Origin of the sequence: Pseudomonas graminis (genome assembly GCF_004364335.1) — a bacterium.
Classification (GTDB): Bacteria; Pseudomonadota; Gammaproteobacteria; order Pseudomonadales; family Pseudomonadaceae; genus Aquipseudomonas; species Aquipseudomonas graminis_D.
The window spans coordinates 207,948-230,129 of sequence record NZ_SOCR01000004.1 but is presented as its reverse complement, the minus strand read 5'-3'; the positions used below and the strand labels follow the sequence as shown (position 1 = coordinate 230,129).

31 protein-coding genes and 2 pseudogenes are annotated in these 22,182 nt (G+C 55.6%); 5 read left to right on the top strand and 28 right to left on the bottom strand.

Features of this window, described 5'->3' with window-relative positions:
- Positions 1 to 2: 2 nt before the first annotated feature.
- The 12 genes and pseudogenes from EC919_RS08625 to EC919_RS08570 form a co-directional block, all read right to left on the bottom strand.
- A complete protein-coding gene (locus tag EC919_RS08625; RefSeq protein ID WP_133773033.1) occupies positions 3 to 674 on the bottom strand; it encodes a class I SAM-dependent methyltransferase in 672 nt (223 codons plus the stop codon).
- A gap of 234 nt (positions 675 to 908) precedes the next feature.
- Positions 909 to 1,280 (bottom strand): hypothetical protein, encoded by a 372-nt coding sequence (locus tag EC919_RS08620; protein ID WP_133773031.1) that lies wholly within the window; start codon positions 1,278 to 1,280, stop codon positions 909 to 911.
- 193 nt (positions 1,281 to 1,473) lie between these two features.
- Complete coding sequence (locus EC919_RS08615) at positions 1,474 to 1,845, bottom strand: hypothetical protein (protein WP_133773029.1); 372 nt, start codon at positions 1,843 to 1,845, stop codon at positions 1,474 to 1,476.
- Between the two features lie 120 nt (positions 1,846 to 1,965).
- Positions 1,966 to 2,142: pseudogene (locus tag EC919_RS27390) on the bottom strand (Hcp family type VI secretion system effector); the annotation flags it as partial.
- Positions 2,143 to 2,304: 162 nt separating this feature from the next.
- Complete coding sequence (locus tag EC919_RS08605) at positions 2,305 to 2,676, bottom strand: hypothetical protein (protein WP_133773027.1); 372 nt, start codon at positions 2,674 to 2,676, stop codon at positions 2,305 to 2,307.
- Positions 2,677 to 2,682: 6 nt separating this feature from the next.
- Positions 2,683 to 2,919 (bottom strand): annotated as a pseudogene (locus tag EC919_RS08600) (RNase A-like domain-containing protein); the annotation flags it as partial.
- Between the two features lie 15 nt (positions 2,920 to 2,934).
- Positions 2,935 to 3,300: a hypothetical protein gene (locus EC919_RS08595; RefSeq protein WP_133773024.1), complete on the bottom strand. Its 366-nt coding sequence runs from the start codon at positions 3,298 to 3,300 to the stop codon at positions 2,935 to 2,937.
- 10 nt (positions 3,301 to 3,310) lie between these two features.
- Positions 3,311 to 4,153 carry an RNase A-like domain-containing protein gene (locus tag EC919_RS08590; RefSeq protein WP_133773022.1) on the bottom strand — a complete coding sequence of 281 codons (843 nt, stop codon included), beginning with the start codon at positions 4,151 to 4,153 and terminating at the stop codon, positions 3,311 to 3,313.
- A 10-nt stretch (positions 4,154 to 4,163) separates the two neighbouring features.
- On the bottom strand, positions 4,164 to 4,658 hold the full coding sequence (locus EC919_RS08585; protein ID WP_133773020.1) for an Hcp family type VI secretion system effector: 495 nt from the start codon (positions 4,656 to 4,658) through the stop codon (positions 4,164 to 4,166).
- 1,280 nt (positions 4,659 to 5,938) lie between these two features.
- Positions 5,939 to 6,157 (bottom strand): hypothetical protein, encoded by a 219-nt coding sequence (locus EC919_RS08580; protein ID WP_133773019.1) that lies wholly within the window; start codon positions 6,155 to 6,157, stop codon positions 5,939 to 5,941.
- Between the two features lie 2 nt (positions 6,158 to 6,159).
- Positions 6,160 to 6,510 carry a LexA family protein gene (locus EC919_RS08575; protein WP_243842225.1) on the bottom strand — a complete coding sequence of 117 codons (351 nt, stop codon included), beginning with the start codon at positions 6,508 to 6,510 and terminating at the stop codon, positions 6,160 to 6,162.
- A complete protein-coding gene (locus EC919_RS08570; protein ID WP_133773017.1) occupies positions 6,503 to 6,799 on the bottom strand; it encodes a hypothetical protein in 297 nt (98 codons plus the stop codon). Before EC919_RS08570 ends, EC919_RS08575 begins: the two co-directional genes overlap by 8 nt.
- 98 nt (positions 6,800 to 6,897) lie before the next feature.
- Here EC919_RS08570 and EC919_RS08565 point away from each other — a divergent pair, with 98 nt between their 5' ends.
- On the top strand, positions 6,898 to 7,608 hold the full coding sequence (locus EC919_RS08565; protein WP_133773015.1) for an SOS response-associated peptidase: 711 nt from the start codon (positions 6,898 to 6,900) through the stop codon (positions 7,606 to 7,608).
- Here EC919_RS08565 and EC919_RS08560 read toward each other — a convergent pair.
- Complete coding sequence (locus EC919_RS08560) at positions 7,592 to 8,362, bottom strand: DNA adenine methylase (RefSeq protein WP_133773013.1); 771 nt, start codon at positions 8,360 to 8,362, stop codon at positions 7,592 to 7,594. The genes EC919_RS08565 and EC919_RS08560 overlap by 17 nt on opposite strands.
- A 186-nt stretch (positions 8,363 to 8,548) precedes the next feature.
- Here EC919_RS08560 and EC919_RS08555 point away from each other — a divergent pair, with 186 nt between their 5' ends.
- Positions 8,549 to 8,770 (top strand): hypothetical protein, encoded by a 222-nt coding sequence (locus tag EC919_RS08555; protein WP_133773011.1) that lies wholly within the window; start codon positions 8,549 to 8,551, stop codon positions 8,768 to 8,770.
- A 438-nt stretch (positions 8,771 to 9,208) separates the two neighbouring features.
- Complete coding sequence (locus EC919_RS08550) at positions 9,209 to 9,397, top strand: DUF3606 domain-containing protein (protein WP_133773009.1); 189 nt, start codon at positions 9,209 to 9,211, stop codon at positions 9,395 to 9,397.
- A 29-nt stretch (positions 9,398 to 9,426) separates the two neighbouring features.
- On the opposite strand, the gene EC919_RS08545 is transcribed toward EC919_RS08550, so the two are convergent.
- The 13 genes from EC919_RS08545 to EC919_RS08485 all read right to left on the bottom strand — a co-directional run bounded on the left by EC919_RS08545 (position 9,427) and on the right by EC919_RS08485 (position 19,518).
- Positions 9,427 to 9,723 carry a hypothetical protein gene (locus EC919_RS08545; RefSeq protein ID WP_133773007.1) on the bottom strand — a complete coding sequence of 99 codons (297 nt, stop codon included), beginning with the start codon at positions 9,721 to 9,723 and terminating at the stop codon, positions 9,427 to 9,429.
- Positions 9,724 to 9,819: 96 nt separating this feature from the next.
- Positions 9,820 to 11,064 carry an SGNH/GDSL hydrolase family protein gene (locus tag EC919_RS08540; RefSeq protein ID WP_133773005.1) on the bottom strand — a complete coding sequence of 415 codons (1,245 nt, stop codon included), beginning with the start codon at positions 11,062 to 11,064 and terminating at the stop codon, positions 9,820 to 9,822.
- The gene (locus EC919_RS08535; protein ID WP_133773003.1) at positions 11,061 to 11,276 is read right to left on the bottom strand and encodes a hypothetical protein; all 216 of its coding nucleotides are present in this window, start codon (positions 11,274 to 11,276) and stop codon (positions 11,061 to 11,063) included. Before EC919_RS08535 ends, EC919_RS08540 begins: the two co-directional genes overlap by 4 nt.
- Before the next feature lie 52 nt (positions 11,277 to 11,328).
- Positions 11,329 to 11,754 (bottom strand): cell wall hydrolase, encoded by a 426-nt coding sequence (locus tag EC919_RS08530; RefSeq protein WP_133773001.1) that lies wholly within the window; start codon positions 11,752 to 11,754, stop codon positions 11,329 to 11,331.
- Between the two features lie 62 nt (positions 11,755 to 11,816).
- Entirely contained in the window at positions 11,817 to 12,095 is a 279-nt protein-coding gene (locus tag EC919_RS08525; RefSeq protein ID WP_133772999.1) for a tail fiber assembly protein, read from the bottom strand.
- The gene (locus EC919_RS08520) at positions 12,092 to 12,421 is read right to left on the bottom strand and encodes a hypothetical protein (RefSeq protein ID WP_133772997.1); all 330 of its coding nucleotides are present in this window, start codon (positions 12,419 to 12,421) and stop codon (positions 12,092 to 12,094) included. Before EC919_RS08520 ends, EC919_RS08525 begins: the two co-directional genes overlap by 4 nt.
- On the bottom strand, positions 12,421 to 13,446 hold the full coding sequence (locus tag EC919_RS08515) for a phage tail protein (RefSeq protein WP_133772995.1): 1,026 nt from the start codon (positions 13,444 to 13,446) through the stop codon (positions 12,421 to 12,423). Before EC919_RS08515 ends, EC919_RS08520 begins: the two co-directional genes overlap by 1 nt.
- Positions 13,447 to 13,492: 46 nt before the next feature.
- Positions 13,493 to 14,122, bottom strand: a complete 630-nt coding sequence (locus EC919_RS08510; RefSeq protein WP_133772993.1) for a hypothetical protein — start codon at positions 14,120 to 14,122, stop codon at positions 13,493 to 13,495.
- Between the two features lie 101 nt (positions 14,123 to 14,223).
- Positions 14,224 to 14,520: a hypothetical protein gene (locus EC919_RS08505; RefSeq protein ID WP_133772991.1), complete on the bottom strand. Its 297-nt coding sequence runs from the start codon at positions 14,518 to 14,520 to the stop codon at positions 14,224 to 14,226.
- Entirely contained in the window at positions 14,520 to 18,125 is a 3,606-nt protein-coding gene (gpJ, locus tag EC919_RS08500; protein WP_133772989.1) for a TipJ family phage tail tip protein, read from the bottom strand. Before gpJ ends, EC919_RS08505 begins: the two co-directional genes overlap by 1 nt.
- A 57-nt stretch (positions 18,126 to 18,182) precedes the next feature.
- On the bottom strand, positions 18,183 to 18,788 hold the full coding sequence (locus EC919_RS08495; RefSeq protein WP_133772986.1) for a tail assembly protein: 606 nt from the start codon (positions 18,786 to 18,788) through the stop codon (positions 18,183 to 18,185).
- Positions 18,789 to 18,836: 48 nt separating this feature from the next.
- Complete coding sequence (locus tag EC919_RS08490) at positions 18,837 to 19,259, bottom strand: hypothetical protein (RefSeq protein ID WP_133772984.1); 423 nt, start codon at positions 19,257 to 19,259, stop codon at positions 18,837 to 18,839.
- Between the two features lie 79 nt (positions 19,260 to 19,338).
- The gene (locus EC919_RS08485; RefSeq protein WP_133772982.1) at positions 19,339 to 19,518 is read right to left on the bottom strand and encodes a hypothetical protein; all 180 of its coding nucleotides are present in this window, start codon (positions 19,516 to 19,518) and stop codon (positions 19,339 to 19,341) included.
- A 484-nt stretch (positions 19,519 to 20,002) separates the two neighbouring features.
- On the opposite strand from EC919_RS08485, the gene EC919_RS27120 reads away from it, so the two are divergent.
- Positions 20,003 to 20,203 carry a hypothetical protein gene (locus EC919_RS27120; protein WP_166650511.1) on the top strand — a complete coding sequence of 67 codons (201 nt, stop codon included), beginning with the start codon at positions 20,003 to 20,005 and terminating at the stop codon, positions 20,201 to 20,203.
- A gap of 48 nt (positions 20,204 to 20,251) precedes the next feature.
- A complete protein-coding gene (locus EC919_RS08470) occupies positions 20,252 to 20,641 on the top strand; it encodes an Imm41 family immunity protein (RefSeq protein ID WP_133772979.1) in 390 nt (129 codons plus the stop codon).
- Position 20,642: 1 nt separating this feature from the next.
- On the opposite strand, the gene EC919_RS08465 is transcribed toward EC919_RS08470, so the two are convergent.
- Together EC919_RS08465 and EC919_RS08460 are read right to left on the bottom strand one after the other, a co-directional pair.
- Complete coding sequence (locus tag EC919_RS08465) at positions 20,643 to 21,428, bottom strand: C40 family peptidase (RefSeq protein WP_133772977.1); 786 nt, start codon at positions 21,426 to 21,428, stop codon at positions 20,643 to 20,645.
- A gap of 2 nt (positions 21,429 to 21,430) precedes the next feature.
- Positions 21,431 to 22,180 (bottom strand): phage minor tail protein L, encoded by a 750-nt coding sequence (locus EC919_RS08460; protein ID WP_133772975.1) that lies wholly within the window; start codon positions 22,178 to 22,180, stop codon positions 21,431 to 21,433.
- Positions 22,181 to 22,182: the final 2 nt, after the last annotated feature.

The window sequence follows — 22,182 nt, the reverse complement described above, 5'->3', positions numbered from 1 at the left end:
CGCTATCCCACTCGCTGAATCACGTAGCTCGCCTCAAAGCCATGGACGCACCCGATCACGTGGAAGCCCTTGAAATAGCCCGTCGCACGAAGCAAATCGACCGCCGGGCCTACCTCCGGTGAATGCTGGAAGTCCCCGTAGTCGTCGAACACGATAAACCCGCCTGGTACGACGCTTGGCGAATACAGCAGGAAATCCAGCAGCACATTGCGCCCTGCGTGGCCGCCATCAATGTGCAACAGCGCCACCTTCGGCGACAGGTTGTAGAAGCGCTCGGCACACAACTCCGAATAGCCCCTCAGCACCAAGGCGTTCGAGAACAGGTTCTCCTGGTAATAACTGAACTCTTCAAACTGATTGGGCAGCTCAAACGGGTCAATCCCGATGATGCGGCGCTCGCGGTTGCAGACCTCATTCATCAGCACCAGCGACTTGCCCTTCCAGACGCCGATCTCGACCACATCACCGGGGATGCCTTCGATCAGAAGCGCCAGATACCCCAGCAGCCGCACATGATCGTGAAACGACAACTCCTTGCGCGGCATCGCCCGCTCCGCCGGCAACGTGCTTTGCGATTGCTCGAAATGCTTGCCGATCAACGTCCAGACCTGCGCGATCGAGTCGTTGAGTTCCGGGTTGCTGATGAAATCGTTGAGCTCTTGGATGGTGATCATGGCTTCTCTGACTGGCTGGAAGGATAAAGGGATTGGGGATGGGGCGTGCTGCGATCTTGTGCAGTGATGGCGTGAGATCGAGAGTAGGCGGGGGTTGGGAAAAGTAAAGTGCCAGATACCCAATCGCTAACGCTCCATGACCGATGTCGTAGGAGTCCATCAATTACTGAATAATCTCAGGTCGGCACGACCGCCGAGTTCATCCTTGGGAGGAAAATCTGGGATGGGAGTGCATCACCTGTACCCCATCCACCCAAAATATTTGAGAAGAAGGTCCCTCCTTTTTTTTTCGATATGAAAATCTATCAATCCAAGAAGCCCCATGAGAAAAACATGCTCTTCACAACCAAACCTCTCCGGGATAAAGCACAGATCAAAATCATCAAAAACCTCATCAACAGAATAGTCCCCCGCCTCATAAAGTTTTGCGTAGGAAATTATGTCCCGCCTTAAAGAAAGAGCTTGAAAATATGATTTCCGCTGCATCCAGAGATTAACTATCTCTTCGACAGTCAGCACTCCCACCCTTAGCTCCTCCGGGAGGTGATCGAGGATCCCATCTCCCATGTCTTGCATAAAATCTATTAACTGCATGGATCCGGGCATTATTACCTCAAGGTATAGGGAACGCTGTGACAATGTAAGCAGGCATGCAGTTAAACTCAGCGAACTCGATGAAAACTCTAACCTTAGTCATCTTCACAGGTGAGGGGCGTGAGATCGGGAGCAGGCGGGAGTTGGGGAAAGTAAAGTCCGGGCAAGGTGACGAAGCATCTTCCCAGCCCAGCGCTGACTTGATCTAGCGAAAACCTAACCAACCAAAGCCCTTGATCAACAGATCCTTTCGTTTTCTCTCAATATGGGCGTCGATTGAACACAATATGCTCGTGAACAATTCCCACTCTTCACAGCCAAATCTCTCTGGAATGAAGGAAAGGTCGTACCACGACAGTATTTCATCTACGGAATAGTCTCCGGACTTATGAAGCTTTATATAGCTTTTGAGATCATTCCTGAGGGAACGTGCTGCAAAATACGACTTCCCTTGCATCCATTCCTCTATCACCTGATCCACTGTGAGCTGTCCTACCCTCTGATCCTCAGGCAGATAATCGAGCACCCCGTCAGCCAGATGCTTCATAAAGTCGATGAGTTCCCTATAGCCGCGCATGGATACCTCTTGAGGTTGCGAAGAAGTGACACTGCATTCAGGGGGCCTGAGCCTTCGACTGAGGTTCTTGGATTTCAAGCTACCTGAAAACGACCCATCGTCCTACATAGGGCGCGCTCCTTACGCAAATGGCTTGTTAGCGGTCCTGTCCCAACCACCAGAAACGATATCCGCACTGCCACCGTCTACACGCCGCTGTTGTGAGTACTCGAACTTGATACGACAGTCATTCAGGGTGACCACTTCAACTGGGAAGCCAGACCGTTCCGACCCCTGCCCAATCACCAAAGCAATCAGTGGGGGAATGGGTACTCAAGACGGTCAGAGCGCTGAACTCAAAGGGGTTCTCTCGCGTCATCTTAAGGACTTGCCAGACGAAGAAAAATTTTTGTCGACCGTCCTCAAGAGTGACATTACCGTCAGAACCTTTAGCAGACGCCTCAATCTTCATGCCTCTTCCTATTTAAAACCAAACCAACCGAAATATTTTTTTAAGGCTTTCTTTCTTCTCAATTCAATATGCACGTCGAGCATACCCAGAATTTGAGCTAACCATTCTGGATCCTCACAGCCAAATCGCTCCTCTACGAAACCTATATCGTAGTAAAAGAATAAATCATCAACCGAGTAATCCCCTTGAGCATGTTTACGAAGATATGATTTAATATCACTTCGCAATACAGCGACTTCGTAGCAAGACTTCTTGTCCATCCAACATTCAAGAAACTCTGTGAGCGACATAGGGCTGGTACGCTGATCTTCAGGAAGATAATCCTGAATAGCTGTACCAAGCTCAAGCAGAAATTTGATAAGACTATTATATTGTCTCATTTATCCTCACGGAATGAGAAAAGCAGTGACAATATAAGCAGGCATAAAGTTATATTCTTCGTACTGAATAACAACCCTCACTTTGCTCATGCTGACTAATTTTTCTGGAGCTGAACGCAGGACACCGCTGCCCATTATTTCGTTTAAATCCATTACCAAAACAAGGCGCTGCTCTTTAAGTAAAAATCTAACTTTGGACAACATTTGGATTGTTAGTCTATTAGCCTTTAAGACCTGACTAACTGCCCATTCAGCCCACTAGCCTCCGGCAATCCTCAATAGCTTATTACGCATGCGACTTTTAGATTCTTTATCAAGCAAGCTCAAAACATTTTTCAGAAAAAAATACAAATCACCTTCGAAATAATCCTCAACGAAAGAAGTCTCCTGTCCAAACGGAGGATCTACATATTCTAGACCGTCTGGGGTCATATGGTTGTTAATGTAACCTTTTATCTGTCTTTTTAAAAAAAATACGTTCAACAAATTTCGATCATCTATATATTTTCTAACTATCTCATCTAATTCTACTCGTTCGAACTGTGCCTTCTCATCATCAGTAAGAAATTCACCTACACCTTCTCCCACCTCGTAGATGAACTCAGTTATTAATCTGTATGCCACAATTAAAACCTCATAACGTTGGGAAAGCAGTTATTATGAAATAAGGCATATGGTTATATTCAATAAATTTAATTCTCACTGTCACTTTAGACATCTCAATCGCAACATTAGGCGCTTCTCTCCTCACTCCCCAACCAATAGGCTTTTCTAGAGTAGCAAAAATATCATATTGTTTCTCTTTGAGAATAAGCCTAGCTTTGGATTGCATTAAAATTCTGAGCCTGTTCCTCTTAATCGCTTGACTGACTGCCCATTCTGCTGTTTCAAGATCATAAAATGTAGATGAAACTACAACTTTCCTAGAAGCAAACCGTGTTTTTAAATACTCTATATCTTTCCCAACGTGTTTAAATATTGTATGTCCACCGCCAAGTTTTTTTGAGGCTTGCAGTGGCTTTTCGCTTGTCGTGACAGATATCCGACCCGCACGGACAGACGAAACCCTGAAAGCGTTATAAAGTGAAGCAGTAGTCAGTGGAACTGCGAACTCTGTAGCTAAACCAATGACCTGCCCAGTGCTGCGAGACGCACCCAACGCCTCGGCAGCGGTAGCGCCGGCTTTGAATGCGTAGGAGTTGGTTTCCTGACCTGTGACGATTTGGTTCGAAGCGGCAGCTAACTGGTCAGAAGCGTGAACTCCCATCGCCACACATCCGACCTTGGATATCATCGTAGGCTCCGGCAGGGCGCACAACACGCCCGAACCTGCCAATTCGATAATGCCGCCGACTAGCCTGAGACTACCGAATATGCGGTTAGACATGATCTCGGCAGGCGTAAGGGATTCATGCGTGAGCACTGCAGCCATCTGGGCGAAATTAAGTACAACGCGAAACGATCCCTCGTCCGACATAGCGCGCTCCTTACGCAAATGGCTTGTTAGCAGTCCTGTCCCAACCACCAGAAACGATGCCCGCACTACCACCGTCTGCACGCCGCTGTTGTGAGTACTCGAACTTTATACGACCGTAATTTAGGGTGACGACTTCAACAGGGAAGCCAGACTGTTCAGCCCCCTGCCCACTCACCAAGGCAATTAAAACTTCCTCAAGGACGATATCCAGGTACTTGAACTTTTCAGTTCCTGCACGATGAACCCGGATGGTCACCGTTTTTATGTGCGAACCTCTACAGCAAAGCTCAAAAAGCTTTGGGGTAGCTCGATCAATGTATTTGCTGATCTGGAAATCACCAAGCGACACGCCCCCAGCAGATGCACCACCGTTGGAACTGGCAGACTGACTGATGGACTGCATGGCGTCGTAATGATAGGAAAGCAACTCGATCCAGCCTTTGTGCCCGTCGTCCAGCGACTCACCCTCGACACCATCAACCTTCATAAATGCATCAAATGACATAAAAGCTCCCTGCTTTTTAAAACGTCAGAAATGAAACCTTACCTTCGTTATTACTCCTATGCCAGCCTTCAGACCGCCTCCAGCCTACGAATCAGACGGTGCCCACAGGTCGCACTCAGGCATAAACATCTCTAGCGTCATCGCCAGCGTCCAAAATCATTGACTACCAACAATGGCCAAGGTTTTATCGAGGGCGAGTGCAACGCAAACCGCTTACGTAGCAGCAGTGACGCAAAGCCCGAGGCGGTATGAGGGTCACCCTCCGTATCCCTTTCCAAACGCCAGAAACGAAAAAGCCCCAGAAGCATGACTTCTGGGGCTTTTCAAATAATGGCGGAGAGATAGGGATTTGAACCCTATAGGTCTGCTACCAAGTCCGCTCAAGTCCCGCATTTGCTGGTCTACCGCATTAGTCAAAATGACAGCGACGGACTCCAGAGGACTGCGATTTGCCCTAAATTTGCCCTAGAGCTGGGAGGCGTTTCCGCTCCGTTATCTCACTACGAGGGGTGATGCCCAGCTAAGCATGACACAGAAAGCTGGTCGCTCCACTGCTGTCTCCGATAGGTGTGACCTGACACAGCCAGGCACGACAGCCCCAATCCTGCGTCGAGTGACGCCCCCCCCCCGAACCACCAAAAGCTTGACAAGTCAAGAATAAAGATTGACAAGTCAAAATAAATGTGGAATGATCTTCCCCGTTAGTGTTTTTAGCTAGTGATCTGAGTTCGAATCTCAGTTGTTTGATTACTGTGGTTGTCCCTCTTCTGTTTCTTGGTTTTTTGCGTTCCATCAGTGTTGCATTGCAAAAAAAATCAGAGTCAGAAATTAACCAAAACAATAAGGGGGTACATATGCTTAAAAAATTTCAGTCTCATTGCAAAAATTATGCGGTAAGTTATATTGCGAGTCTAACTGAGACAGTATGGGCAGCCATGGTAGCGGTCACGGTGACCGCCACAAGCCTTGGTCAGGGTAACCTGCCACTAGCTAAGAACATTCGCACGCATCTAAAGCGGCTCCGGCTGTTCCCATTACGTGGGTGAACTCAAGGCCACTGACTTGTAATCAGTAGGTCCCGGGTTCGACTCCTGGTGCCGGCACCAGACAAAACAGGGGCTCGCAGAAATGCGGGCCCTTCGTTTTTACGTCTCACGTACAATTGCACGTACAAAAAACGCCATAAATGGTTGCTGATCGAAGTTATCCACAGTCGATCTCGACCACTCTTCTCAAGCCACTGCGCACCTCCTCACACCCATCACGGCGTCCTGCCGACATCACACACTCCTCTCATTTCCAGCACCACCAGGCGCGATCTGGCACATCGGCTCCTCGTTCACCAGCCCGTAAGCCGCATCGGCGTAAAGGAGAATTTCCAGCAACTCCTCCTCGTCGACAAGGCCTACGCGGTGTAGCGCTTCGGCGTGGCCATGCCAGCGTTCAAGGGCGGATTCACGCCGCGCCGCACTTCCGATATCGCGCTCCTCGGCGTCCATGTTCAGTTCCTCGCGTGATCGCGGACGCTGTGTGTTACTACACCCCAGATATCAAATTCGTCCCCTTCCATGATGAAAAGGTCAGGGTATTTTCTGTTTGCCGAGCGCAGCACCGTGTAACAGCTCACAAAGGCGAGGTACTTGACCAGCGGTTGCTGATTGACGACGCCGATGATGACCTGCCCGGCCTTGGCGTCGATCCTCTTGTCCACAATCAGCAGGTCACCACAGAAGATGCCCGCCCCCTCCATGCTGTCGCCCTCAACCTTCACCAGGTAAGTGCCCGGCGCGCGGATGTTCAGGAGCTCATCCAGTGAAAGGTCCAGGTGGTCAGGCGCCGTGTCGTCATTCAAAGCGGCACCACCACGACTGGAAGTAGAACGCCTCTTCGATCTGCTCGATGCCGGAAATAATAAGGCCCTGGGTACCCATGCTCGTCACGCTGGCATCGAGAAGCCTTGGCAAAGCATCCCGCGCGTGGCCGACGCTGTTCAAAATGAAGGCTTCCCGGGTAATGCGGCCGAGGGCGGAGCACTGAGACTCAACAATCTGCACGTCGCCTTTGAACGGCGGGAGCTTGCTAAGCTGGTCTTTCGGCACGGCGACGCCCATCTGGCGGCGCGGAGTGATCAGGACGTACATGGGAAGTCTTCGCTTGAAATGACTGTATATGCGTACAGTTAACTAAGCGCGAGGATTGTGGTCAACACTGTATAAGCCGATTTGCGACAGGTGACCTTATGTGCGGACGCTACTCGATCTACGAGCCAATGGACCACTACCTCAAGACGCTTGCTCCAGAGCAGTTGATCATCAATGGATACGACCTTTGGCCGATCGAGCGATACAACGTCGCGCCGACGACTCGCGTCGAGATCATCAGGCCAACTGAGAACGGCCTGAGCGTGGACAAGGTGCGTTGGGGATGGTCGCCGTTCTGGGCGAAAGGTGAAGGGAAGCGTCCGACACCGATCAATGCCAGGGTCGAAACGGTGATGACAGGGAAGTACTTCAAGCAGCTTTGGCCGACCTGCCGGGCGCTCGCTCCGGCGAACGGCTGGTTTGAATGGGTCAAAGATCCGAGCGACCCGAAGAAGAAGCAGCCTTACTCCATCAGGCTGAAAGAGGAAGGCCCGATGTTTTTCGCCGCACTGGCGGAGGTGCATCAGGGGCTTGAGCCGGACCCGCAGGACGGTTTCGTGATCATCACCGCCGACAGCGATCAAGGCATGGTCGACATCCACGATCGGCGGCCGGTGGTGCTGAGCCCAGAGCACGCCCGGGAATGGGTGGATCCCGAAACGACGCCAGAGCGCGCCGCCGAGATCGCAAAGGAGTGCTGCAGGCCGACTGAGGGATTCACCTGGTTTGAGGTGGGCAGGGATGTTGGAAACGTCCGGAATCAGGGTGAGCACCTGATAAAGCCGTCAAAGCCTACTCCCAGTTCATGATCACCAGCTCACCTGTCACTGCGGCTTTTCCGGTTCTAGGGTTTGCAGTGCTATACCTGATACTCAGCTCCTGCATCCGAAAGCCCCCGAACACCTCGCGGATGTCGGGGTGGTCATTGATGCTGACCATCACCTTTCCCTGGCACCGACGCATGAAATCAGCCATCGCCTGATACTCGTCGAGCCCGAAATCCGTCCCATACCCTTGGGTCTGCCAGTATGGCGGATCCATGTAATGGAACGTGTGCGGCCGATCGTATTTTTCAGCACACTTCAGCCAGGGCAAGTTCTCCACGTAAGTTCCGGCCAGGCGCTGCCACGCATCGGAGAGCGTTTCCTCTATGCGCAGGAGGTTAATCGGACGCCCGGTGGTGGCAGTACCAAATGTCTGCCCGGTCGCTTTTGCGCCGAAGGCATGGTGCTGAAGGTAGAAGAACCGCGCGGCGCGCTGGATGTCGGTCAGCGTTTCAGGCCGGGTCATCTTTTGCCATTCGAAAATCTGCCGCGAGCTGAGCGCCCACTTGAACTGGCGGACAAACTCCTCAAGGTGGTTCTGCACAACCCGGTACAGGCTGACCAACTCACCGTTTAGATCATTCAAAACCTCGACCTTTGCTGGCTCCGGCCTTTTGAAATAAAGCGCTGCGCCGCCGGCGAACACTTCAACGTAGCAATCATGCGCTGGGAACAGCGCGAGCAACGATTTTGCAAGGCGACGTTTGCCGCCCATCCACGGAACAATCGGGTTGGTCATTTATGCAAGCCTTTACTGTATGGATAAACAGGTGCTAGGCTCGCCGCGCTTTGTGCACAGAGCGGGAGCCTTGGCTGGACTTGCAGGGATAGTCTGCGGTTCGGTGGCCAGCTTGGATGTTGACGCATCCTACTGGCCGCTCCTTTGTGTGTTGCGAAGTACTAATTCTCGGTCGTGATTCCATCCATGAACCACGACCTCATCAACATGCCCGCAGCTGTAAGGCAGAAGCTCGATCAACTGCTGTCCACCCTCAACCGCGCCAGTACCTACGATGATGCAGAGCGCGCCGGGATTCGGGCGGAAAGCTTCGTGCCAGAAGGCGAGCGGTTGAAAGCGCTGCAGCCAGCGTCGATCGATACGCTCTACCTTGTGACTGAGCAGTCCGTCGAGTCACGTACCGGCTAGGTTGCAGTGCAGGCCTGCCACCCGCACAATTGCCGCCCAGCGCTGATGTCGGCGGCTGTGCGAACGAAGTTCTTTCAGCAAGAACACCGATTATCGAGGTGATATGCAGACTGGATCGGAAACTGTCATGCTCCAAGCCGAATTTTTCATCCATGAGATACAGACGGCTTCTTCGCTTGAGACCGCCGAACTGGACACCCTTCGCGCGGGCGCCCATCTGACGCAAGCACTGGCCGGCAGACTTATCAGCAGGGAGGAGTTTGACCTACTTTCCCGCGCTGTAGGCGAGAGTCTGCGTGACTGGCGCCCTCCATCGGTCGACGAACACGCACCGCATCAGGGTGATCTACCGTAGAGGTCGAACGTTTGGCATTCTTCCACCTACGAAGCGAACGCGGCTCTGGGCATGCTGGATGATTCAAAAAATGTAAATAGCAGATGCGCTGGCATGGAAAAGCAAAAATAGCAAACGGCACGGATGGTATTAGGATCAACCCGGACGATGGATCAGAGTTGAAATACTGGTCAAATAAGTTTGGAGTGACGAAACAAGAAATCCTTACCGCCGTCGGCGAAGTAGGTGATTCCTCAACCGCAGTCACGAACTATTTTAAACCCCGTCGCTGAACTTCGTATTTTCGCATGAGGCAATCGCGTCACTCTTTCGTTACCGGTAACGCTTGCTCGACTAATTCCGCAAGGCGGTCTTCGAAAGCCCGCCTATAGGCTTCAGCCAGCAGAGTGAACTGCGCCGGGCTAATGGCGTTCACCAGCCCGAGGCCCGTGCCCACCCCGAGCGCGCGGCCATGGGCGTGGGTCAAATGAATGAGAGTATCCGCAGCCCAGATGCGCTCCAGACACATTTGTAGCCTCTGTTCGAGGCAGTGGTTTAGCCGCAATGCCCGAAGGATACGTTGCGGATCAGAGGCCGAATTAAGCAGGCGGTAGGCCATAAAGCTTTTCCTGTGCCAGTGAAGTCGGAACTGCGTTTACACAGCGTCAGGGAATACCGGCAACCAGCTTGCCCCAAAGCAGCCTGTGAAGGAAGTTCAGACCTTTCGAATACCGATCTGGCCGACCTTAACCCTCGAATCAAGCGCGATGCCAGCAGCCAGGTACAGGCCCATCCTCCAACTGATCACCGTCTCGGTGGCGTCGAAACTACAGCGCTGAGTCTCCAGCGCGCCCTTCCAGTTCGCCGGCAGCGTGAACGGCTCCTGGTATTTATCCATCGAGCGGTAATACACGAGCGACGAGCTTCCGCCGACCGGCTTGGTGATGATCAGCTCAGCTTCCCATCCCAAAATGCCCCGGGTGGTGCCCACGATTTCCGGCGCGGCCACCATCTCGATCACATCACCCACCGCCAGATTGCTCAGGGTCACGTTCGCTGTGGGCTGAACGTAGATGTATCCACCAGCGGCTGCCATGGTTCCGCTGAGCTCAATGCACTGAGCCTCACCATATGCGGCGGGCTCTTTGTACCAGCGCGTCGCCACACCAGCCAAGCCGGAGCCCGAGGCTTTGTAACTGTCCGCCAGCGACGAACCGGCTACCGGGTTCACTGATGCGTTGATTGCGCCACCAGTGCCGGCGAGCTGGGGATTTGCATTAAGGCAGCCGAACGGGCGGATCGCCGAGTACAGATCGGCAGCGTCCGTCGGCAGCGGCACGCCGAAGAACTCGAAATTGGCATTGATGATCGGCACGCAGCGGGATTGGATGAAGTCGGCGCCGATCAGGTTCGGGTGCAGATCATCGACAGTCATATCCTGCGTGAAGCCGTCCCAGATGTTGACCACCGGCACGAACTGCCGGACGTAGCCCAGCACCCAGTCCTTGTACGCGATCGCATCCGTGAGCGCGGCGCCGGTCAATGCCTTGGTGCCGAAGCGTGGCGTGCCGGTGCCGACAATAAGGTATTTGCCAGGCGTGTTCTGGAACGCGATGATCGCCTTCATCACGTTCGCCTTGCTGTCGGCCAGCGTCATGCCTGGAGTCGTACTGTCGTTGGTACGTGACAGCAGCATCCACAGATCGGCCGTGAGCGAAGTCAGGCATGACGGCAGCCTTGGCATGAACTGCCCAGAGTGGTCGCCCACCTTCCCTTGGTTGTCCAGGTAGCTTGGAAACAGGCCGGTCTTCGCAGCAATTGCGCCCGCGTAGCCATACGCTTCGGTACCGAAGGCTTTCGGATCAATCGTGTGGCAGTTCGCGCTGAAGCTGTCGCCCAGCAACCCTAGGCCGCGACGGATGCGGCGGCGTTGTACAGCGGTGCTGATGAGTAGGCTCATGAGTAAATCTCGAATACCGCTCCGGCAGATGGCGTAAAGCGTGTTTGCGAATACCCAAGATCGAGACGCCAGGCGCCGTCCTGGGCGAATACATCAGACACAACCCAATCAGCGCCCACCTGCTTTTCGACCTTCACGCTTCCGCCGTTTGCTTTGACCGCGAGTGTCACCGGTGCCAGGCTCGCGGGGGCAATATATTGTTGAGATTGCATTTTCTACTCCTAATCTGAATCTGTACTGAGGGCAGCCTAGTGAGCGGCGCGATCAAGGCACGTTGCGGAAGAAAACGTGGTCACCCAGTTTCAGCGTCCGCGTTGCCTTAGCGGCCCAGCCCGGCGCCTTGGGCATGGTGGTCGCGTAGTAGTGGGTTGCCCCGCCGGTGGGGTCTTGCACTTTGCCGTCGATCACCTGGTCAGCAGCAATCCGGCACTGCGCCAGCTCGCGGAACGGGATCTGCCGCGCGCCGCTCAGGAATTGATAGTTCGGGTCGTTGCGGTTCCAGCAGCTGAACTGGTACGGCTTCTGGCAGACGCCGGCGTAGCCTTCGCCCCACCACGATTTATCCTTCCCGTCGTCCACCCGGTTGCGGATCGTCCATGCAACGGCCACCATTCCGGCCAGCCCCTCGCCGCGCGCTTCGCCCCACAGGGTGCGCGCCAGCACGTCGCGATCTTTTTCGGTAACGGTCATCGCATTTCTCCAGACAAAAAAAATCCCGCTCGATGGCGGGTTGCGGTGAAGCTGAGGGCTGCTTAGGTCGGAGGCACTGGCCAGTCGACAGTCGTGGGGTAGCCGGGCTGTAGCTGAATTTTTGCCAGCGCCGATCGGTATCTTTTCCAGGCGATCAGAAGCGCCTCGCCGTCATCGTCCGCGTCACCGGTATCGTGATCATCCTGAAGCGGCTGAATGGCATCGTCGGCGATCTTCTTGCGCCTGCTTTGCTCGGCGATCACTTCGCCCATCAGCGCAATAACCCGCTGCGTTTCCTTCATCTCTTTGGTGATGAGCTTGGACCAGTCGATATTGCTCATTCTGGGAATGCCTCTGGGTCTGTGGGCTCTGGAAGCGGTTGTGGGAATGCGACTTGTCCGTCCGGCACGCCGACCAGATCGACCGGGAATGCCTGCGCCGGGCTGTAATTAGCCGGGTTTGGAAACAGCAGCGTGACCACCAAAGCACCGGCGATCATTTCCACGTCGCCCGCGAACCATTCTGAATCGATCGCAGAGCGCGGTAAGGTGGCACCATCAGGAATCGCGGAGAAATCGAATTCTTCGCCGTTGATATTCAGGACCTGCCCGGTTTTGACGACTTCCAGCAAGTCGTCTCGGCGCTGGGGGGAAAGCTTGATAATCATTAGAACCACCTGCCTATAGCGATTACATGGACGTACGGGGTGCCGACAGTCGCTGAGGGGTGTGAGTTGCCGACGGCAATTGTCGTGCTGCTCCCGCTACCAGCGCTGTCCTGGGCAGCGTTTAGGAACCCCCCATTGCCACCTACAGACCCAGCGGCAGGAACGCAGATGGGCTGGGCGGTGAACGGAGACGGAAAGGACCACGCCGCTGCCGCCGCGGATCCCGGCGGCAAGGACGGGTAGGCAATCCCGTGCCGGCAGATCATCGTGCCGTTAAGGTATTTCGTGAAGGTACCGTTGCCGTTTGTGCCTTCTTCAACGATTGCACCGGTAGGAATCCCGCCGGATTGCGAGACAGTACCGACCGCGTTTCCTTCGTGGTACAGGGTGCGAGCAACCGCCCCCATTGAGAAGCCTCCAACTTTTAGTTTGTTGTCGGTATCCAGTCCGAAGTGAATCGCATATGACGCATCTCTGATAAAGGTAATGACGGAGGACGCGCCGGCATTTGCGCCGTTAGAAATACGTAATGCTGTTCTCCCATCTTTCCCGGATGAACTTATGTTTGCGATTCCTGGCGGCTCACCAGAAGAGAAAAACGTACCCGCGGAATTATTGTTCACTCCTAAGCCAGCTGCGCCGAGCGCCGCCAATGCACCTGCAGCCGTTGTCATCCCGGTGCCGCCCTTCGTCACCGGCAAGGTGTCGTAATTGCCGGTGGTGCCCAGAGCTGCGAGCTTCGTGCCGAACTGGTTCACGAGGGCTCGCAATGCGTCGGCCGAGTCTTTGACGTAACCCTGCATCGGCGCCAGCGCGTAGGCGCCTGCGTTGGTTGTGGCGCCAAGGTAGTTCGGGAAGATCGCCATCGCCGTATCGCTGGCAATGTTTGTGACTTCGTACCAGCGCCCATCCGGACCGAGAAACGCATCCCCTACCCGGCTGTTGGCGATGAACGAGGTATTGCTGCCCGTGACAGCGTTCGAATTTTGGGCGACGGAAACCGTCCCGGCTTTGTACCAGGGCATAAAGAGTCCTTGAATGTTGATGCGGCCTGTAAGCGGCCCCGGGGGATTAAACAGGCCGCATTGGGCGAGCCGCGAAAGTAGTTCTGCCGTTTTTGTCGGTGCCTATCTCGGTGCCGGCCAGTGCACCCATATAGCCATTCAAAGTGCCGCGAACACCCGCATGAAAACCGCAGGGCGTTTCGCGACTGGTGTTGCCGTTGTAGTTTTTCCCGCCGAGCAATGTCGAGGCCAAGAAGTAGTCCTCGTAGGAGCCCGTCCATGATGTTTGATAACCGGTCCAGTTAATCCCCGATACAGACCCGGCCCTGCCATCCTGAGTCCAACCCTCATTTGAAGGAACACCAGTCATGATCAGCAGGTTGTCAGAGCCCACAAAGATTTGTTCAGTGGCGGCGTTCCTGAGCCGGAGATCGTATTTATTTGGGACGGATTTGGACGTGAAGGTCGCGACAAGCCAGCGACCGCTGCAATCTGAGCTATTGAAGGGCGGCATCAACATCAACTTGAAAGCGAAGCCCGTCCAGTTGCCCGCGCTCCCGGAGTGAAGCAGCGTGTGATACATCCCCTGATCTGTCGGGTTGAGAAAGATGTGAGGGGGCTCAAGAGTTGTTATCGGTGCTGCATAGGTGATAGCCGCGGTGGCTATCGTAGACGTTCCGGGCAGCTTTCCGATCATGTAGCGGCCAGACCCGACAACGGACAGCACTCGGTTTTCGCTGGTCACTTGAACCAGGTTAGATCCGTTCCGGGATCTAAACCCATAAGACATACGTCACCTTATTGGTAGGTCAGAATAAAGACGTTCAGCAGTACTCCCGCACCGCGCCTCACGCGAAGCTGCCCGGTCGACCAAAACACCGACGGCAGGGTCTGCTCTTCGTTCGTCTGATTCGCAAGCGTTACGCACACGAACGAGGTCGCGGTAATTTCCGGCATCGATATGAAGCTGGTGAAGTCGCTTGTGACCGGGGGGACCGTGACCTGTTTAGTCACTATCGACCGAATCGTCATGACGGACGTGTCCAGAGTCACGCCCCCCTGGGCATTGCGTGTCCTTGCGCCGTAATAAGCCATCAGCCGATTTTCCCGAACGCAGCGCGCTCTGTCCCGGCGCCGTCGTAGGCGAACATGCCGTTGTTGTTCAGCAGCAGCGACCCATCCGAGGTCTGACCACGAAGGCTCAGCGTTCCAGCCGGCACATTGATCTCCAGCAATGGGAGGCCCTGGCTGTCGACCGCCGCGGACTTCAAGGTCATCCCGAGAATCAGCTCCTTGATGAAGGCCGTACTGATGATTGCGGTGTTGATGAACACTTGCCCTCCCTGCACCACGAACGGCGCGATCATGGTGCCGCTCGCCTCGTCCAGAATCGCGAACCGCTGAGCGAAAGCGAGAATCTGGGACTCCTGCTGCTGGCCCTCGACACCTATGGCGAGTCCCGCCATGACCGTTCGCCCGCCGACCGTGGTGGATGTTTTTATGGTCGTGAGCGACGAAACCTTGCCGCCAAGTGCCGAGACCGCCCTAGTGGCTGTTTCGGCGCTGGCTGTAGCGCCATTGGCTGTCGCATTAAGCGTTGTGATCTGCTGAGCAGTGGCCTGCCTGTCAGTGGCCATCGTCGTTTCGACAATGCTTATCTTCGACTCATTTCCACCAACCCGTGCATCCAGCAGGGTGGCCCGCTGTGTCTGCGCAAAGTCTTGCTCCGTCCGGACCTTGACCTCTTGCGCGTAACTGGCGGTGCTGTCCCATCCTTTGAGTGCATCGGCCAGCTCACCTTCTCCGCTGTCCTCCCGATAGGAAGCTTGAAGGGCCTGAAGCTGAGATGCTGTAGAGGTGGTCTTGCCGTCAATCGTTGTGATGTCAGTGGTGTTCTTCGTGACCTGCGCGGCCAAACCGTTCGCGGCTCGGATCGACTGGCCGCTGTTAACCCAATACGTCGGGTTAGGGGGCCCGTTCGAGCCGTCGGCTTTGGCCGGCACGTCGATGATCGCGGTCCATAGGTTGTCGCCAACCCTGACCGTGTTATCGCGCACGTAGGGATCAGTCGGCACGTAAGCCAGTGCATCGGTGATCGCACCAATCTCGCTTTTAAGCTCAGCAATGCGTTCATTGACCGAGCCGTCCCCATCCCCGGATATCTTGCCGATCTCGGAAAACAGCTGCTCGGACAGGGCGGACGCCTGGATTTTCCCCAAGAAATACTTTTCGTATTCGGCCTGGTCCGTGCTGACCTGGCCATTGACGCCGTTAACGGCTGGATACCACGGCCCGACATTCCCGCTTCGATCCACGAGGCGCGCCCAGAAAAACAGGCTGGTCCCGACGTTCAGGTTGTGCATCTCGTGGGCGGCTTGCGGATAAGCGAAATCAGACAGCTTCGTGGCTTCCGCCAGATTGTTCGTGCCGTTGCTCCATATCTCGGTCCGCTGTGTGTCTTCTGCACCTGGTGGGAAAGTCCACTGAAGGTGAATGCCGTAGACCAGCGGCGTGGCTGTCAGCGAAGTCACAGCCGGCGGCAAGCCCTCCTTGCCGTTGAGCTGGGTCAGCACCGAGCTTCGCCAAACCGACGAGATGTCGTAGGCACTGACTGCCCGAACGCGCGCCAGGTACGAGCCGGAATAGATGCCCACGATATCGACGCTGGTAGCGCCGGTGCGCTGCACCTTTATCCAGTTGCCATTGTCCTTGCGCCACTCGACGTCATAGCCCACTGCGCCATTAACCGCGGGCCAGGTGATGGTCATTGTGGTGACGGCCAGGCCCTGCGCGATCGCAGTGGTCGAGGCCAATGTCACGCTCGCCGGCGCCGGAACGACAGTGAGCGGAATCACACTGATCGGCCGTTCCTCGAGGCGCGCGCCGGTGTCGATGTAGGCGAACTTGCTCGGCTCATATTGCAGTGCCGAGATCTCGTAATCGCCCTCTGTAGTCCGTTTGGTGCTCAAAACCCGGAACAGCGGAATGGCCAGATCATCAGCGTCGAGCGCCCACTGAAGCTGCGGGCTGGGCGTTTCGCTATATGGCGTGGTGACCGTGACTGCGCGACCGTTCACAGACTGAACCGTGCGCGCTTGTGCCTGGCCGCTTGGGAGATTGATGATCAGGCGGTCGCCAACCTTCGCCGCAGTGTCCCGGTCGAGTGTCACCACGCCCCCGGCGGCAGCGGAGATGCGGCCGCCGACCTCGCGACCGGCGAGCAGCGAGTCAGCCACCGGGATGATGTAGCCCGGCAGCGGTATCGCGCCCTCCATACCGGTCTTGAACGTGACGGTCCGGTCCTGGTTGTTGCTCATCACCACCCACTTCCCGCGGCGCTGAGCTTCGGAGGCGCGGGTGCAGCCGATCGCGCTGATCTCGGTGGGTCTGTCGTCGAAACGTCGCTGCAGTGCCAAGTCCGAATAGGCAGTCACGTCGGTGTCGTAGTTGTTGGCCGGGTTGTCGTAGCTGACGATTGCGCGCGTGTAGCGCGTCTTTGCCGAGGCGCTGCCGTAGTTCATTTCCCCGCCAATCACGTTGGCCCGGGTGAACACGTAGTCGAAGTCCTGCGCGCGCGGCATGTCCGCCTGCATCACGAGCTGGCCCTGCGCCCAGTAAGTCATACCCCGGTAAATTGCCGAGATGTCGCGCAGCAGCGTCCAGGCATCCGCCTTGCCCTGAAGGTTCATGTCGCAGAGAAAGCGGGGCTCCTGCCCGCCGATGCCGTCCGACACCAACTGATCGCAATACTGAGCAATCCGGTACAGCTCCCACTTGTCGACCATGTAAGGCTTGATGCGCTTGCCAAGTCCGAAGCGATCTACCGTGCAGATGCCGTAGGTGACCCATGCAGGGTTGTTGGTCCATGCCTGCTTAAAGGTCCCGTCCCAGACGCCTGTATAGGAGCGCGCGACCGGGTCGTAGTTGCTTGGGACCTGCCACTTGCGGCCTTTGCACTTGATGGTCACGGCCGGAATGTTGCTGAACTGCTCGGCGTCGAATTCGACGTACAGCAGCGCGGTGTTCGGGTAGCGGAGCTTCTCGTCGATCACCTCAGTGAGACCGGCGACAAGCATCGTGTCAGCGATCTTGTTGGTGTTCTGGTTCGCTGTCAGGCGGCGCACGCGGATTTGCCAGCCGGAAGTCGCCGGGGGCAAATCGATACGGCGGGAGCGCTCATACCGGGTCGTGGTCTTTCCGTCCACGGCCTCAGCCAGCACCTGTACGTAAGCGCCGCCGTCGGTAGCCAGGTCAACGGCATACTCGATCCGGTACCCGCCGACGTTGCCCTCATCATCCTGCCGCTGGAGCGCTACCCAAGCGAGCCGAATACGCACAGCAGAAAGCTGGACGTTGGTGATCGAGCGAATCCACGGGCTGTCGCTGCGCAGCTCGACGTTGATGGTGGTTTCGTTCTCGACCGACGGGATACCGGGGATGTAGTCCTGCTCAACTGAGCCGGAGCGCCACTCCCACTTCACATTCGGGAAATTGACGTTGCCGCTGGCGTCGTTGATCGGCGTGTTATCCAAGAAGATGTCGGCGGCCGTGGGCGCGCCTTCAAACTCGCCCTCGCCCACCGCAATCAGGATCTTCGCCAAGTTCGTGGAACGCAGGCTATCCGTTGCCTCTGTTGGAGTCTTTGGAGTGCTGCTGCCGCCTTTGGCGCCACGGATGTCGATTTGCTCAGCTGCGCCCATGCTTTTCTCCAGGCATAAAAAAACCGCCACTCGGCGGTCGGTTGTTCCAGTTCGGAATCAGGTTTTGTCTTCCGCGAGAATCGATGCAGAAATAATCGCCCCGCCCCACCTGCGTTCGCCGATGCAAATAGCGACCGGGTTGCCGCTGGCGGTCGTGTTCTTGGCACTGCCAAACGCGTAGGAAGGCTGGTTGTCGGGTGAAGCGCTTTGCTTCAAACCAGAAGCCTGAGGGCTCAGCATTTGAATTACCCCGCCAGCAGTCGTCCCTACCCCCGCAGCGAACAAAGCCGCCTGTGATCCTGGTGCAACGAAGAATGAAGCAACAATCAAAACTATCCCCACGATGGTCTGCAGTACTCCGGCCCGCTTACCACCATGGATGACAGGCACGACCCTGATCTCATTTGCTCCACCAAGCTCCATCATGCTGGCGTTTCTGGAGCCAACATTCTTTCGGTTGCGATATATCGCGAAACGCATACCGAGTCTTGCCAGCCTCGATATTTCAGCGGCCCACCCGGGAAGTGTTGCTTTTAGAGCGCGCATTGCCTCCCATGCATCACCCTTATCCAGCTGATAGTGTCTTTGGCGAAAAAATCTCTTTGCCAGAGATCCTGATAAGTAGATCGCAGTTCGGCCTTGTGAATTTTCTACCGGACGCATATATCCCTCGCACTAAAAAGCCGCCCTTGGGCGGCTTACATATTTCAATCACTGATATTCGACGTAGGGCCCGACCGCTATCCCAGTCATGTCTGAACTTAAGCGGAAGATAGAGTCTTTTTTATCGGTGACATTCACGCTGATTGTTCTGATCGCTTGGCCCGCGCATAGTCCTACACCCGCCAATCCTACGCCTAAGTTATAGGTCCCGGGAGAGACCAGAAACGAGGCTTTCTCTCCAGACCCCAGTTTCGCCGCCTTTTTCCCATCAACGTAAACGACGAAGTCACATCCAGAGGCATTTATTCCACCGTCGCGCAATACGATGATCTGCCCATACGACCCAGCCGGGTTGGACTGGAAAGCGTAAACCTCGTCGCGCGGAGCCTGCTTCGCATCAGTTAGAGATATAGGATATGACGAGCAACCGGCCAACAGAACAAGTACCAGAGCTCCAAGTAAAATTCGCATGATGATCCCTCAAATTGAAAACCCGAGGGTATCACCGGTCTCTCAACGCAAAAAGCCCGGCGCGAGCCCGGGCTTTATTTCAAACCTGACGCGCCCGCCTCTCGACGATTAGCAAATCTGCAACGTCCGCCGCCCGCTTTACAGAGAGTCGAAGATGCACGTCGTTCGATCCTGCTGTGGACGTTTTAAGAGCATATTCGAACGCAGCAGCAACATACTGATCCCAGGCACGCAACTCGTCTTCGTTCTGCGTCTTCATGCTCGTATCCGCTCCTTGATTTACGGTCGTGCCCACGCTAGCACAAGCCTTCTGGACCTCCAAAACCGCGCTTCGGTTACTCTAACTGGCTATCTACCCAGCGCTGGACAAACGCTCAGTAACGGAATTGGATCCTGGCGTAGTAGCTTCGCTCCTCCAACGAATCGCTCCGGTCCGTTGCTTGCAAGTCCGCGGACCAGGGCGATATGACCTAGGAGGTCGATGTGAGTAAGGAATTGAAAGCGGATCCGGACAGTGCTGGCTGGGTTTTGGGCTGGGGTGTTATGGCAGCGCGCCTTGGTCTCTGCATGGTGTGTTTGCGACTGAGGCGGGAGCCATAGCTGAATCCAAAGTCGCAGGAGACGACCATGAAGTGAGATACGGATCACATAAGCTGGGCACCGATGATTTTATTTGGTAGTCAGGCAGCAAATGGCTCCAAGACAACTCGGCCAGGTCCTTTGACGACTACGACCGTAAGCCCATGCGTGCCATGGTAGCTGCGGCTGTAGCCGCCTTCACTCTGGCACTTGCCGGAGAATTTAACTCGTTCAACCTCGGCGGCGCCGTCCAAAACTCTGATCTCGGTTTCGGCGCCGCAGATACCGACATCAGTGATGGTGAAGACGTCGTGAATTGTCATCATGTAGCGCTGTATGATTTGCATATGGCCCTCAGAGCTTAAATTCTCGTGGATAACAGACTGTCTGCCGCGCAGACGTAAGGAACCGACTTGATCGATCCTCGATTTGTAGTTCAAAGAAACTTTCCGCACTGCGATGACTACGATGAAAAATCATTCATTGGCCAGCTCCACGAGCACGCGCGCTGGGCGAAAGATGAATACTGGCTCTTAGAGTGGGCTCTCTACCAATTGGCGACGGAAGAGGAAGTCGACCCCGAGCTCTACTGGCAGGTTTTTCGCATATTCAGCCACTGCTTCCTATCTCTTGGCTGCCACTTTGATCGGAATGACGTTTACAAAATTCGTAAACTCAAGAAAGCACAGCTATACGACTGCAGGGAGAGATTCCAAGTGGTATTTGAGGGCTTTTTTTCCAGAAATATGCCTGAGCAAACCATCTTCGAAGAAGACAACCCATTACTGCTCACCTCCCATTAGTTTACGAAAGCGTTTCTTTAGTATCAGATGATTCGCGGGAGTCTTTATGCCTGAGGATCAGGCGCGTTCTGTCCAGCCACGGACCGCCGAAGATGATGATCTCCGATGGCCTGCCATAGAGGTGGTGGAGCAGGAAAGGACCGGCGCCGTGAACGGCAGTCGTTTCACCCGGCAACTTCGGATCTGCGCCGAGGTAGATCCCAGCATGGTTCGGGTGCTTGGTGCGCCCTACTTCCATCACAATCATGTCGCCTCGTTGCGGAGCGCTGACACGTTCAAACCCGGCCGCCTCGTAGGCTTGCTCGTAGAGGCTCGGGCCGTCGGCCTGCTCCCACCAGCCGTCCTCGCGCTTGAAGGCGTCGAACTCTAGGCCCCACTCGCGCTTGTACCAGTCAGCGCAGACCTGCCAGCAATCCCAGGCGCCATGCACGAACGACCGGCCCAGCAGCGGCGTGTTGCCGGTGGGAACGATCGTTCGCAGATCGCCCTCCGGCCAGCTGAGGATGTGCCACGGCAATTCCGTCGCTTCGCACATTGCCAAGTCACGCGGAGACGGCCTGCTCGTGGCGTCCGGGTGCGAGTGGACGATGCCGATCACTTCGCCCAGGTCTTCGGCAGCGGCGTAATCCTCCGGCGCAATGCGGAATTCTTCGTTGGGATCGGCCGCGGTATTCGTGCACGGGATGTACTGCTGCTTTCGGCCGATGCTGATCAGAAGCCCGCAGCATTCGCGCGGGTACTGCTCGGCAGCGTGCGCCTGAACCGCCTTGAGAATATGTTTCAGCATGGTCAGCTCCTGGCAATCAGGGAAACGGCAGGGAAGCCGCCAAAGGGCAGTGAGTTGCCTTCACCGAATCGAGGAACACAACCACGCCCCAGAGTCGCGTCGCACTCGTCCTTTTCGGGATCGTCGGTGAGGTTTCCGTCCTTGTCGCGGTATGGCCCGGTGTAATTGCAGTTAGGTCCGCGGTACCCGCCGGTGAGGCACCAATGGCACAGCGTCGTCATCTGCCGGCCGATGGATTCACCGCCGACGTCGCCCGGGCTCGCCAACTCCCACGACACGCTCGACCCGTTTTCAGAGGTCTTCTGGTCCAGATACCAGACCTCGATGGTCTCCTGAGAGGCGTCCGCGTCGGGGTTTCCGCCGGGAAAGTTCTCGGCATCCAGATACGTGCCCAGCGTGTGCCGCATCGTCAACTTGAAGTCCAGCAGATCCTCAAACGCCAAGCACAACGCGGTGATGCGCCCGTTGACGTTGCCCACTGAAAGCGTCGGACGCACTGCCGTGCCGTCGCCATTCGCCTCGATACCGTCTATCTGCATTGGCCAGGCGCCGTATTCCTCCCCCTGCCACCAGATCGCCTTGGCCGGTAGCTGGTCGGCATCGGCGCCAGCGGCCATCAACTCCGCCGCGGTGTAGGGAATGGCGTGGCCATGGAAGCGCAACACGTCCGCGCCATAATCCGACCCATCCAATTCAAACAGCAGCACTTCGCTGCCAGGCTCGAGCACCTGGATATCTTTGATCAGCGGCATGT